The sequence below is a fragment of the Pseudoalteromonas sp. NJ631 genome, assembly GCF_000276645.1.
GTDB classification, from domain to species: Bacteria; Pseudomonadota; Gammaproteobacteria; order Enterobacterales; family Alteromonadaceae; genus Pseudoalteromonas; species Pseudoalteromonas piscicida.
The window spans coordinates 71500-85654 of sequence record NZ_AKXJ01000006.1 but is presented as its reverse complement, the minus strand read 5'-3'; the positions used below and the strand labels follow the sequence as shown (position 1 = coordinate 85654).

At 54.7% G+C, this 14155-nt stretch carries 5 protein-coding genes; all 5 read right to left on the bottom strand.

Annotated elements, in window-relative coordinates:
• Positions 1 to 74: 74 nt before the first annotated feature.
• Positions 75 to 2195: a TonB-dependent receptor gene (locus tag A587_RS0112165; protein WP_017217825.1), complete on the bottom strand. Its 2121-nt coding sequence runs from the start codon at positions 2193 to 2195 to the stop codon at positions 75 to 77.
• A gap of 122 nt (positions 2196 to 2317) precedes the next feature.
• Positions 2318 to 2776, bottom strand: coding sequence for a GNAT family N-acetyltransferase (locus A587_RS0112160; RefSeq protein WP_017217824.1), 459 nt, complete (start codon positions 2774 to 2776; stop codon positions 2318 to 2320).
• Positions 2777 to 2911: 135 nt separating this feature from the next.
• Positions 2912 to 4297 (bottom strand): hypothetical protein, encoded by a 1386-nt coding sequence (locus A587_RS0112155; RefSeq protein WP_017217823.1) that lies wholly within the window; start codon positions 4295 to 4297, stop codon positions 2912 to 2914.
• Positions 4298 to 4460: 163 nt separating this feature from the next.
• Positions 4461 to 8855: a type I polyketide synthase gene (locus tag A587_RS0112150; protein ID WP_017217822.1), complete on the bottom strand. Its 4395-nt coding sequence runs from the start codon at positions 8853 to 8855 to the stop codon at positions 4461 to 4463.
• A 2-nt stretch (positions 8856 to 8857) separates the two neighbouring features.
• Positions 8858 to 14056, bottom strand: coding sequence for a non-ribosomal peptide synthetase (locus tag A587_RS0112145; RefSeq protein ID WP_017217821.1), 5199 nt, complete (start codon positions 14054 to 14056; stop codon positions 8858 to 8860).
• Positions 14057 to 14155: the final 99 nt, after the last annotated feature.

The following is a 14155-nucleotide window of genomic DNA, read 5'->3' as shown; positions in this document are numbered from 1 at the left end:
GCGTGGCAAAGGCAGGAAAAGCGCCACACTGACAGGTCCGGGTGGCTGTTATTCCAACCCGGACCGCACAGGGATTACAGCGTATAGCTAAACGAGATCCCCACCGTTCTTGGGTCGCTCAGACGTGCGTAGCGGAATTCACCGGCAAGGTGCTTATATTGTGCGCTCATACCGTCGTGACGTTCACCACGCAGCAGGCTTTCATTGTCAAAGGCATTGTTCACATAAGCATTAATGCGCCATTGTTCAGTCACATACGCAACAGAGAAATTAACCTCGGCATAATCGCCAGCCAGGTGAATATCCTTGCCACCCAGCTTGCTGTAATACTCACCAACATAATGACTGCGTGCGTTAAATTGTAGCTGCTCAGTCAGCCAATACTCGGCCCCCAGTCCCACAGTGACGTCGGCTGCCATAGGTAGGTCCAGGCCTTCAGAATCACGGTTTTGCGCATTGGCTTCCTCAATGTTGCTATCCAGTAAGCCCAGGCTGGCAGAGAGCGTCAGATCCTCGGTCACCGCCAGACGCGCTTCGGTTTCCAGACCATAGCTTTCGACCTGCGCCAGATTCAGCACTTTGCTGTCTCGTGCATCACCACTTGGGCCACGGCCAAGCAGCTGGTAATTCGAGTAATCGTTGTAGAATAGGTTCGCTGACACAGACAGTTCACCGTCCAGTAGCGTGGCACGTGCGCCCAGCTCAAAGGTATCGACGTATTCCGGCTCAAAGGTGTAGTTAGTACGGGTAAACCAGTGGAAATCACCACCGCCTGAGGTGTAACCCTTTCTAAAGCTGGCGCTCAGTGTGGTGGTTTCGCCCAGGTCGTGCAGTACTGCCAGCTTAGGCAGGTAAATGCGGTTATCCACATCAATATCGAAACGCAGACCCTGAGGCCCTAAACCAAAACCATCAAAGATCCGAAATTGTGATTCGTCGGTAACACGACCACCGGTAACCAAACGCGTGGCGTCTGTTAAGGCGAAGGTCAGCTCACCGTAAATGGCCTTTGAGCTGCTGTCATCCGTCCCCTGATACCAGCTCTCACGGAAAAATGCCTGATCGCGCTCATTGTGATAGTAACCCAGGTAGCCACTGATGCCAGCGTCACCATCATAAGTTACCTTAGCATCATAAGTACGCCCTTCTTCTTCCATGCGTACAAACCAGTAGGTAGGATATTGCTCGAAGATATAGCTGTAGTCTGTGTCTGATACCATCAGTTCAAAGTCAAACTGGCTGTTGATCTCATATCGGGTACGTAGTGACCAGCGCTTATAATCAGACGTTTTATCCCTGGCACCCGAGCCCAGTGCAACATACAGGCCGGTCTCCGGATTACGAACCCGCTCGTAACCAACCACCCAATCTGAAATCGGTGCGATTTCAGGGCCTTCAACGGTCCAGTCGCGCTCACCTGTGTCTTCGCTGTCAACATAATGCAGCAACATATCCAGACCCTGTACACCGGCCGGTTGCCACTTTAATTTAATGTCTGCGCGGGTGCTGTCATACTCATTCGGGTCGAATGGGTAGCCTTTATCGTACTGGAAAGTATGATGCAGATCGCCGGTCACACGCTGCACACTGGCGCGCACACCCAGCTCGTCTTCCAGTAGTGGGATAGATACCACACCGGCCAGCTCGCTTTGCTCATTGAGGTCGGAATACCCTACGCGCACACCCGCTTCGACGTCGGTCAGTGATGGCTCTTTAGTTTTGATGTAGACCACACCACCGCTGCTGTTACGGCCGCTGTTAGAAGACTGAGGACCACGTAAAACTTCAATCTGCTCTACGTCCCACAAACCCAAATCGCCGCTGACTTTGGCGACATAAGGTTCTGCCACGCCATCGCGCATAATAGAAATACGTGGCTTAGCACCCGATGAAAATGATCCAAACCCTTGCGATACACCCTGACCTTGCTGGCCCCGGATGGCCGGTAAACCACCTGTCACGACCACGTTTGCAATGCCCTGCAAAGCATCCAGATAAGAATTTACCTGACCGCTTTTTAACTGTTCTTGATCGATCACCGCGATCGAAGAAGTGGTATCTTTCAGTGAATTGCGACTATTCTCACCATAGACAACGATCTGTTCAATCGATTTGACTTCAGCGTCATCGTCGGCCATAACGGCTTGTGAAACGGCAAGAGCGAGCGGCAGAATGCTGTATTTGAGTTTGTTCATTATTTCATCCTAGTTGTATTTCCGACAACCAGACGAAGCAAAAAACAGCAAATTTAGTAAAAATAGTAATTATTATCAAAAAGATAATATTACACTCACAAACTGAGAAATAATCTTCCCTATTACTCACTCAGATGCACTTTCATCTCCAGTAAGCACGGACTAAATCCAGCCTTTTCATAGGCGCGTATCGCGGCCTGATTGTCGCTGTACACATCCAGATAAAAGTCGTGGATCGCCTGCTGCTTACTCCAGTTCATCAGGTGCGTCATGATTGCCTGATTCAGGCCCTGACCGCGATAATCCGGATCGACATACATAAAGCCCAGATAACCATGGCGCTCATGCACCAGCTGTGCTTTTGAATCCCGGTGTTGCACATAGCCTGTGGCCACTATCTTACCGTCTTGCTCACCGACGACCAGCAGACTGTCGGGACAGTCTAGCAGGGCTGGTAAATCATAATAACGCGCATCCTGTGGTTTAATGGCTTGATTGTAGGGGCGCTCAGCGGCTATCACGGCCTGCTCTAACTGACGTAAAATCGGCAGGTCTTCTAAAGTTGCGATGCGGATCTGCATGATATGTCCTGGTTACTATTCATAGAGCAGGCAGCGTCTCACAAATAGGTCCCAGTGCCAATCTATGGACAAGAAAAAAGCCACCTGGTTTGACCCGAGATGGCTTACTAACACTACAAAAAGGGTTATGGCAAATTAGTGTTCGTGCTCGTCGTGCGCCGCTTCACTTTTGGCGATCCCCAGCCACACCAGCTTGCCTGGTACAATATCCAGCTCAAAGGTCTGTGACCATGCACCAGCTTCTAAATCGAATTTCTTAATCAGTTTATTCGCCGAGTCGCTAACAAATACCGCTTCTTCAGCCTGAGACAATGCCAGTGAGAAGCTTTGACCTTTGGCCAAGCTCTCGCTCACCATCACTTCGTGCTCAGCTTCCCAGTGGTGCTCACCATCATGCTCATGAGCGGCAAAAACGCTTAGCTTACCTGCGCTATCCATAACGACAATGTGCTCGCCGCTGGCACTGAATCCATAGTAGTTGATGCTATAGCCATTCGTTACTTGCCATTCCAGCGCTTCAAACTCAGCGTCATGCGCATCCAACACAAGCAACTGATCACCGGCTTTCGCAATATACTGGTCTCTGTGATGATGACCTTTCAAAGAGCCCACACGCTGACCTTCGGCAAAGCTCTCCGGGTTGGCGATTTTGCTTGCGCTGAAAGCCTGACCTTCCTGAGTGATCAAAGCCACCCCGTCAGTACAACCAAATACAATGGTTTCTTCATTCTGTGCACTGCCGTGCAGACCTGGGCAGCTAACATCAAAGACTTTGTCAGCATGGAAATGGTCACCATGGGCGTGGAACAAACCAATTTGAGCAGGCAACATCGACTCACTGCTGCTGTCACGCAATGTGCTGATCAGGTACTCACCGCGTGCCTGGGCTGCGCCGTGCATATATGTGCTGTATTCCCACACCGGCACCTCTTTATTTGCACCGCTGATGTGTGATTCATTGAACATGGCCACTGAGGCGTTTTGCTGGCTTTCGCTATCGCCATCAGAGAACACGGCGATGCCGCCTTCACTGACCGTCACATGAGTCGGTTTCACCGATTCAAGATGAAATGACACAGCGGCCGGTGCATCCTGATGCGCATGGAAATGGTCATCATGGGCTTCCTGATACAAACCACCGTCCAAAAACTCCACCATGCCGTTGGTACGCTGTACCGAAATCGCATAGCGATGATTTTCTGAGCCATATAAATAGTCAGGTGCGTAAGTCAAACCAATTGAGTCAATCAGAGACTGATCGGCGGTTGAGTAAACATGCAGCACGTGACTGTCAGCACTGCTAACCACCAGACGACCTGCGACATCGGTTACGCCCTCATCGTGATCATGTTCATCATGATCGGCTTCTTTTTCAGATTCTGTCGCTTTCGCCTCTTCAGCCTTAGCTTCATCTGCGATTACAGGCTGCGCCGTGCGCTCAACGGTGTGATCTGTACCACCACACGCAGACAACAAGATGGCTGATACGGCCGCTGCCAGAACCTTTGCTCTGAAAATCATCAATACTACCTTAAATCTCAATGTTACATTATAACAATACAGGAATGTTATAATATCACAAAAAAGAACGCAAGCGTTGCTGGCAAGTTATTTATCAAAAAAGCGATGAGATGCAGGTAAGCGAAGATAAAAATGCGGCCTCTGATGAGGCCGCAGGAGGAAGTTAGTGAGATTGCAGCTGAGCCACCAGCTGTTCTTCAATCATAAAGGCCAGGTTGTCTATGGTTGGATCTTCAAAGAAAGCAGCCGGTTCCAGCTCAACGGCAAACATTTGTTTGGCCTTGGCCAGCATCTGGATCGCCACCAGCGAATCGCCGCCCAGCTCCAGCATGCTGTCGAAAATACCGATCTGCTCAAAACCCAGATACTCGGCCCACAGGGCGACCAGCTTATGCTCCAGCTCGCTCTCTGGCGCTTCGTATTCCACCGCCAGTTCTGGGCGCGCATGGCCTTTGGGCTTGTTCAGTCGCGCCAGCAATGCCTGCTCCGTGGCTCGCGTTGCCGCACACAATTGCGACCACTCGGTGCTGGCACAATAAACCTGCGGCAAATCCAGGCTTAGCGCCGCATCAAGTAACTGGCACGCTTCTTTGTGACTCAGCCCCAGTCCATCCGCCAGCGACATATTGGCCGTCATCCCGGTGTTTATCCAGGCATCCCAGTTCAGTACCTGCACAGTAAATGGGTGCTCCTGCTGTGCAACCGCGTCCAGATAGCTGTTAGCGGCGCAGTAATCACTTTGCGCAAATGCGCCCACGATTGAGGCCAGACAGGAACACAGCACCATGCGTGTCAATGGCGTCTCGGCAAACAGCTGTAATAACGTCTGTGTGCCCTGTACTTTGGCCACGGCGCTTTGTTGTGCCTGCTCCGCGGAGATCTCATTGAGCAAGCCACCACCGGGTAAGCCCGCGGCATGGATCACCTGAGTCACTGGGCCCGTTTCTGCCTGTACTGCGTTAAGCGCCACCTGCATCTGTGTCAGATCAGCCACATCAGCGCTGATCACTTTCAACCTGGCGCCGCTTTGCTGCAAAGCATGGAGTTGCTGATAGCGCGCACGTAACTTCTGCGGCTGTTGCTCATCTTCGCTCAGCTGTGCCCACAGGGCAGGCTCCGCCATTGGCTGGCGCGTTTGCAGCACCAGGGTATGTCCCTGTTCGGCCAGGTGCTGAGCCAGCGTAAGGCCTATACCGCCTAATCCACCTGTGATTAACGTCACCTCAGGTGCAGCACTCGGCGTGGGCTGAGCGGTCACGGCAGTTTGCGTTAAAGTAAAACGATGTGCACCGCGATAGGCAATTTCCCCTTCCCCCTGAGCCAAGTCAGCGACCAGACGATTGCTGAGTTTTTGACTCGTGTTGTTCGCCATCTGCTGCGTCAGTGCCAGTACCTGACAACTTTGTGCAGCCAGCTCCAAAGGTGCAACCCGCGTGAGGCCTAACAGTGAGGCCTTTTGTGCACTAACCGCGTCATCGCCCAGCACATTAAATAGCTCAGTTGCGACGATACTCAGCGGACGCCCGCCAAGCGACATCAGCCACTGCACCACAGGTAGTAAGGTGTTATAGGCCAGCACATCGGTGCTTAGTGATTGCGTAAAGCGGGTGTCGATCACCTGATCAAACTCCCCCACCGCCGCACTCAGCTCACTCAGTTGCGCTGCATCTTGCAGGTTCAGGCGGTAAGTCTGTGTATCGATGGCTGAAAACGCCTCGCCTTGCCATATTTGAGTCAGCAGGGCGCCCGCCTCGGTTAACGCTGCGCTCAGCTGTGTGACCAAAGGCACATCGGCTGCCAGCAGCAACACCCGCTTACCAGCCAGTGACGACACTTTTTGTGGCGCAACACATTGCTGCCATTGCGGTGCATAAAGCTGCGCGCCTTGTTGAACCGCATTGTTAGTCACATTCGCTGCCGCTTTTGTCACGGCACCCGGCTCAACCCAATACTCAGTATCCGCAAACACGTACTCGGGCAGCAGGTTAGCCTGGCCATGTGGACGCTGTGTCAGTTGTGTAAAGTCAATCGCACAACCCAGCTGCCATAGCTTAGCTAAGGTTTTGGCAAACGGTGGTAATGGCGCTTTAAGGTCACGTGCGTGAGACACCGAATGCAGTACTACCCGTTCTTCACTCACCGTTTGTTTGGCCAGTTTTTGCAGGGTATCGCCCGGTCCGGCTTCAATCAACACATCGGTGTTCTCTGCCAGCACCTTCACACCGGCCACAAAGTTCACCGGCTGACGAATATGGTCCAGCCAGTACTGCGCTGAGCAGGCCTGCTCAGCCGTGATCCAGTCGCCTGTGACGTTAGACACAAACGGCACCTCTGGCGCGCGCAGCGGCGATACACTCAGTACCTGTTCCAGCGTGCTGGCAAAGTCAGGTAAAACCGCTTCGGTCAGGTGACTGTGGAAAGCGTGCGAAACGTGCAGGCGCGTTGCGGCAATATCGGCCGCTTTCAGTTCACCCTGCAAGGCCTTAATCGCTTCGCGCGTGCCGGCAATCACGGTATTGGTCGGGCTGTTCAGCGCTGCAATGTCGAGCCCATCATTGAGATAAGGCGCCATGGTTTCACCATCGGCCATGACAGAAAGCATGGTACCCGGCGCCATGTTTTGCAGTACTTCACCGCGTGCAGTCACAAGCTGAGTTGCCACCTCCAGGGTCATCACCCCAGCCAGACAAGCCGCCGCATATTCGCCAATGCTGTGACCCAGCATGGCACTGATGACCACGCCGTGCGCCTCGTAACATTTTGCCATGGCATAAGCGACCACAAACAAGGCAGGTTGCGTAATGCGGGTCTGATTCAGTAGCTGATTGGCCGTCAGGATCTCGCTGTCTGCCGGACTAAAGACGCTGTGCAGCTCCTGCTGTAAGGTCTCTGGGAAATGCCCCATTACCTCATCAAAGGCGGCCTTAAATGCCGGTACTGCACGCAGTAACGGCTGGGCCATAGTGACATACTGTGAGCCCTGCCCTGAGAACATCAATGCTACCCGAGGCGTGGCCGCTTTATCGCCCTGCGGCTCTCGCAGTAACTGCGCAATGGCCTGCTCGGCATTTTCTGCCACACAGGCATAACGCACCGCCAGCGCGCTGCGTTTATGCTGCAACTGGGCAGCCAGCTGGCCAAACTGCTCTGGCGAGCGCTGCAATGTGTCGGCCAGCGCCTGAGTCTGACGAACCAAAGCACTTTGACTGCTGGCGCTGATCGGCAGCATATGCCACGGCGCATCGCTGTTTTGCTCCGTGTCTTGCTGATTGTACTCTTCCAGGATCACATGAGCGTTGGTGCCCCCCATGCCTAATGAACTCACCGCTGCACGACGAACGCTTTCACTGTGCCAGGGTTTCAGCTCGGTATTAACGTAAAAGGGGCTGTTGGCAAAATCGATTTTGCTGTTCAAAGGCTGACTGTGCAGGCTGGGCGGTAACTCCTTATGACGCAGCGCCTGGACCGCCTTGATAAGGCCAGTCACCCCGGCTGCGGCATCAAGGTGGCCAAGATTAGTTTTGGCCGAGCCAATCGCACAGTATTGCTTTGTGTCACCGCCATAGGCCTGGCTCAGCGCGGCAATTTCAATCGGATCCCCCAGCTCAGTGCGGGTGCCGTGGGCTTCAATGTAGCCCACACTGTGCGGCTCAATGTCTGCAAACTCCAGCGCCGCCATAATCGCATTGGCTTGGCCATTAACGCTCGGCGCGGTGTAGCCGACCTTGTCACGGCCATCATTGTTGATGGCAGAGCCTTTGATCACCGCCAGAATAGGGTCGCCGTCTTCCTGTGCTTCCGCCAAACGCTTTAATACCACAGCCGCACTGCCGCTGCCGATCAATATACCATCGGCCTGCTCACCAAAAGCGCTCAACTGACCAGATGGCGACAAGCTGCCACCAGCCGGGGCATGATACCCCTGATCCTGCGTCAGATTAAGCCACACACCGCCTGCCAGGGCCGAGTCACACTCAAAGTTTTGCAGCGCACGACATGCCATATGCACCGCAACCAGTGAGGTTGAGCAGGCAGTCTGAACGGTGACGGCCGGGCCTTTGAGGTCCAGCTCATAGCTCACCCGGGTCGCCAGTGAGTCTTTGTCATTGCCGTTGGTCAGCGCCAGCAGGCTGGTAATATCGCGCTGCTGTCCCTGCAACAAGTTTTGCATCAGATAGGCGGGGACACCACACCCGGCATAAACGCCGGTCAGTTCACCCTGTGCCAGTCCGGCGTGGGCCATGGCATGCCAGCAGGTTTGTAAAAAGTGACGCTGCTGAGGGTCCAGCTGCTCGGCCTCTTTTGGCGTGTAGCCAAAAAACTCGGCATCAAATTGCGCCAGTCCGTCAAATGGTATGCCACGCTTCACATAGTCCGGGTCGTTTAAGTCAGACTCGCTCACCCCGGCGCGGCGCAGCGCCTCGTCGTCATAACTTTGCACGGCGCAGCGGCCGGCGCGAATATTTTGCCATAAGGCATCGACGTTATCCGCATCGGGGAATCGCCCGGCCATTCCTATGATGGCAATATCCAGTTCACTATAGTGCTGTTCTGACATGATTATGATTCTCTTACTTTACGTTTACGGGCAGCGACGGCACCCATGCCGCGGCGCTGCCGGGCGCCACTCGGGGCGCTGGTTGTTTGTGACTGTGTTGTTTGTGACTGGTCCAGATACGCAGCCAGGCTGGCGATGCTGGGATAGGCGAATAAGTCGGTCAGCTGCAACTGGGCAAACTGCGGTTTAAAGTCGTCGAAGACCGCCATCAGCAACAGCGAATTGCCTCCCAAATCGAAGAAGTTTGCATTGCGGTCAACCTGAGCGACCGCCAGATGCTTCATCCAGATTGTTTCCAGCGCCTGCTCTGTCTGATTGGTTGCCGTGCTGGCTACCGGCGCCTGTGCGGGCTGGACTTTTGGCAGTTGCTGACGCTCCAGCTTGCCGCTGGTATTAACAGGCAGCTGTGCCAGCACCACAATCTGCGCCGGGACCATATAGTCGGGCAGCTGCTCGGTCAGCGCCCGCTTGAGTCTGAGTGCATAGTCCGGGTCGTCGTGGCGCTCGCTTTGTACATAGGCAATCAGGCTTAACGACTGTGCCTGCTGCTCGGTGATCACCACCGCCACATCCACGTCCGGTAGCTGCGTTAAGCGCGTTTCGATTTCACCCAGTTCAACCCGGAAACCGCGAATTTTAACCTGATGATCGCTGCGGCCATGATAATGCAGCGCGCCATTTTGCCAGCTAACCAGATCGCCACTGGCGTACATGCGCGCACCATTATCCGCAAATGGGTCGGCAATAAAACAAGTAGCCGTCTGCGCCGGACGTTGCCAGTACCCGCGCGCGAGCAGCTCGCCGCCGATATACAGTTCACCCACCTGACCTTCGGCCACCGGCTGAAGGTTGCTGTCGAGCACATACAGACGGCGACCATTCAGGGCATGACCCAGCGGGACTTGCTCGCCCGCTGTCAGGGTGCGGCAATCATGAATAGCGGCCTCAACCACAATTTCTGTTGGTCCGTAAGTGTTGAGCAGACGCACCTCACCCAGACCTGCCGCACGCCAGTCTGCAATGCCCTGCTCTGACATGGCTTCACCACCCGAATGCACCTGGCGTAAATGAGGCAGTGACAATGGCGTGGTAGTGGCCATTCGCGCCCAGCTGGCGGCAATGCTGCGCCAATAGGCAGCACTGAGATCCATCACGCTGATCTTGTGACGCTGTGCTTGCTGATACAGGGTGTCGGCATCCCACAGCGTATCGCCACGTAACACTACGGCAGCGCCCACAGCCCAGCTGGGGAACAGCTGCTCGACAAAGGCATCAAAATTAATGGTGGCAAATTGCAGCACAACATCGGTGTGGCTTAATTCAATAAACGCTTTTGCCGATTCGATGTAACAGGCAAGCGCCTGATGCTCAATCGCCACGCCCTTCGCCTGACCCGTCGAGCCAGAGGTATAGTTTAAGTAGGCCAGTGAATGTGCATGATGCACCACCACAGGCGGGGTGCTGTGCTCATGGTGTTCACTGAGTAAAGCAACCGGAGAAATACAAGGCACAGGTAAGGAGATATCAGTCTGCTCACCCAGTATCGCCGCACAGCCACTGTCGCTAACCATGTGTGCTAACTTCGCTTGCGGGAAATTAGGGTCTAACGGTAAGTAGGCGGCATTGGCCTTCAAACACGCCAACACCGAGGCCAGCATCAGGGGCTTACGCGCCTGCATGATCCCCACCACCTGATCTGTCAGACCCTGAGCGACCAGACCATGTGCGAGCCGGTTGGCCGTTTGCTCCAGCCACTCATAGCTATAGTGCTGGTCGTCAAAAATCACCGCCGTGGCATCCGGATTGCTGGCTGCATACTCACTGATTGATGTCAGCCACTGTGCAGCGGGTGCCGACGCATCAGCGCCCGTTGCCGCCGGAATGTGTGCCAGTTCTGTGCCCAAAGACAGATTACCAATGGCCTGCTGCGCCTGTTGTGGCAGCTGATTGAGTAGCTGCTGAAAAGCCGCAGACAATCGCGCTATGGTGCTGTGCTGATAGAGCGCCTGATTGTACTGTAGCTCAATGCTCAGCTGGCCTTGCTCATCCAGTCGCGAGTCGATGCTGAGATCAAACTGCGCCTGCTGCTGCAGTGACTGCGCATCATCTGTGGTGCAGTCGGCCAGCGTCAGTGCCTTAGCCACATCCTGCTCAAGGTGGTTAAACATCACCTGAAACAGCGGTGTCTGTCCCAGTGCACGCTGTGGATTCAGCACTTCCACCAGCTTCTCAAATGGATAGTCCTGATAACGCTGTGCCTCCAGTGCTGTGTGTTTACACGCTTCGAGCAACTGGGTAAAGCTCTGCTCCGGTGATACCGAGCCACGGATCACCTGAGTATTGATGAAAAAACCCACCAGCTTGTGCAGCTGTGCCAGATTGCGGTTGGCCACCGCCACACCAATCTGTGGCTGACGTTTACCACTGAGGCGATAAAACAGCACCTGCAAACTGCTTAGCAACAGCATAAACAAACTGGCATTTTGACCATGAGCCAGCTGTTGCAGCTTGTCGGTGTGCTTGTGATCCAGGGTAAAACGCATCACGCCCATCGGCGCTGCCAAATCGCTGCGTCGCGCTTGCTCAGGCACCAGTAACTCTTCATCACCCTGACCATCCAACCGTTCCTGCCAGTAAGCCAGCTGCGTCGCGGCGGCCTCTGAGGTCAGCCACTCCTGCTGCCACAGAGCAAAGTCACCATACTGGATGTCGCAGCTGTCGAGCGCGCCTTCCCCCTGCGTGTTGTAGTGATGCGAGATGGCACCCAGCAGCAAATCAAAGCTCCAGGCATCACTGGCAATGTGGTGCATAACCAGCACCAGGCGATATGTCTGTTCAGACTCACGGATCAACGCAGCACGGAAATTTTCGCCGTCGCCCAGTGCAAACGGGGTTTCATAGCAAGTACGCTGCAAGGCATCCGCCTGTGTGGCTGCATCCGCAGCATCGCTGAGGTCATGATAATGCCACTGCAAAGGCTGCGCAGCGGTGCGCTGACGCCACTGGCCTTCGGCCGTTTTGAAATAGGCTTGTTGCAACGCAGGTTGCTGGGCCAGTACCTGTGCACAGGCCTGCTCAAGGCGCTGCGGATTAATTGCGCCTGATAACTTTATCGTTGCGCCAATATGATAGGCACTGCTATCGGGCTCCAGTTGCCATAAGAACAACTGCCTTTGTTGCTGGGCACTGAGTGGGTAATCATCCAGCTGTTGCGCAGGGATCTGCACACTGGGTGCATCCATCACGTCTCGCACACGCTGGCAGAAATCGCCAAAGCGATGTGCTGCAAACAAGCTGCTGGGGTCGAGCTGACAATCCAGTTCGCTCTGGATCTGTGCCAGTAACTGGGCGGCTTTAATCGAGCTGCCCCCCAGTGCAAAAAAGTCCGCGTCGTCGTGGTTGACCGGGTAACGCAGCACGCTTTGCCAGCACTGTGCCAGTTGTTGGGTCAGGTGATCCCAGTGCGCATTGCCGGGCAGCGAGTCTTGCGCCGTCAGTTGTTGCAGCTGAGCCAAGTCAAAATCCCCATAACTGGCCAGCTCGTTGGCATTGCGTAACTTCAGACAGGCACTGCGCTGGAGCTTACCGCTGGAGGTTTTTGGCAAGCCCCCCTGATCCAGGAGCAATACCAGCTCAGGGCAGGCAGCAAAGTGCTCAGTGATAAAGTCACGGACGATCAACGCCGTTTGCTGCGCCGGGACCTCATTGCGGTAGCTGTTGCTGGTTTCGATTGCCAGACCAATGCCTTCGCCACTCTCTGCACTGGGAACCGGAAACGCCGAGACCCGACCTTTACGCACAAAGCTCAGCTCGGCTTCAATGGCGCGCTCAATATCCTGCGGGTAAACATTGTGACCATTCATGATGATCAAGTCTTTTTGTCGGCCCGAGATATAGAGCTGGCCGTCGAACACATAACCAACGTCACCGGTTCTTAGCCAGCGGTGACCGTCGAGCGCCACAAAGGTGTCGTGAGTCGCTTGTTCATTTTGCCAGTACCCCAGCGCAATGCTGGGTCCGGCGGTCCAGATCTCGCCAATTTCACCATCGGCCAGTGCCTGATGTGACTGTGGACACGTGATCCTGAGCAGGTGGCCGCTGGCGACCTGACCACAGCCTACCTGATGGCAGTATGCGTCACTGTCGCGCAGATCGCGGGCATCGGCCAGCTCTGCGCGGCCTGCAGCCAGCCCCTTATTATCAAAGGCACGGATCACGGCGCCGCCACCGGCTTGGGTGCCCGTCACCATCAGGGTGCCTTCAGCCAGACCATAGCAAGGGTAAATGGCCGATGCCTGCATGCCCTGCGGCGCAAAGCGCTCTGCAAAGTCCAGCAGGGTATCGTGACGGATTGGTTCTGCGCCGGAGAAGGCGACACGCCAACTGCTCAGGTCCAAATCTGCAAGTTGCTTATCGCGGATCCGCTCCAGACACAAACGGAAAGAAAAGTCGGGGCCACCCGAGACAGTGCCGCCATATTCACCAATCAACTGTAGCCAACGCGCCGGGCGCTCCATAAAGAATCGGGGCGAGCACAGCACCAACGGATAGCCAACGTAGATCGGCTGCAACAGCCCGCCAATCAGTCCCATATCATGAAACAGCGGCAACCAGCTGACCATCACATCAGATTGGGTGGTTTGCATTCGTTCGGTGATCACCGCTTCATTGGCCAGCAAATTACCATGGCTGACCATCACGCCTTTTGGTTTGGCGGTTGAGCCCGAGGTGTACTGTAAAAAGGCAATTTCGTCGCTGTGCGCCGGGTGGCGCGGCGCATCAGGCGCTGGCGTGTTTAATTCGTCCACCACCTGGATAATAATGTCATCCAGTGCCTCGCACATACCCGCGACCGTTTCGCTAAAACGAGAGGTGGTTAGCACCAGCCGGGCACTGGCGTCTTCGGCAATGCCCACGGTACGGGCAATGTGTTGCGCTTTGGTCGACTCGGGTGGAAAGCTCGGGATAGCGGTCACCCCCAGGTGCTGACAAGCGAGAAAGCTGGTCACATATTCAATGCCGGTATCCATCAGGATCAGGGCGCGATCCCCCGCACTGACGTGATGCTGCAGATGCCCTGCCAGCTGTAAACTCTGTTCATACAAGGCCTGAAAACTAAAGCGTGTGTGTGCTTTTTTATCTACGCAGATCAGCGCGGTTTGTTGTGGCTGTTGTGCTGCGTGGTGGGCAAGGCGATCCATTAGCTGCTGATTGCTATCTCGTCGCTTTGATTTTGAAAATCAAAGCAAAGAAAGTAGGCCGAATTTTAAAAATGGTGGTGTTAAGTTTACTTACAAAGT

Coding starts and splice junctions, on each gene's coding strand:
- A587_RS0112165 (WP_017217825.1), bottom strand. CDS start 2,195: ATGAACAAACTCAAATACAGCATTCTGCCGCTCGCTCTTGCCGTTTCA.
- A587_RS0112160 (WP_017217824.1), bottom strand. CDS start 2,776: ATGCAGATCCGCATCGCAACTTTAGAAGACCTGCCGATTTTACGTCAG.
- A587_RS0112155 (WP_017217823.1), bottom strand. CDS start 4,297: ATGATTTTCAGAGCAAAGGTTCTGGCAGCGGCCGTATCAGCCATCTTG.
- A587_RS0112150 (WP_017217822.1), bottom strand. CDS start 8,855: ATGTCAGAACAGCACTATAGTGAACTGGATATTGCCATCATAGGAATG.
- A587_RS0112145 (WP_017217821.1), bottom strand. CDS start 14,056: ATGGATCGCCTTGCCCACCACGCAGCACAACAGCCACAACAAACCGCG.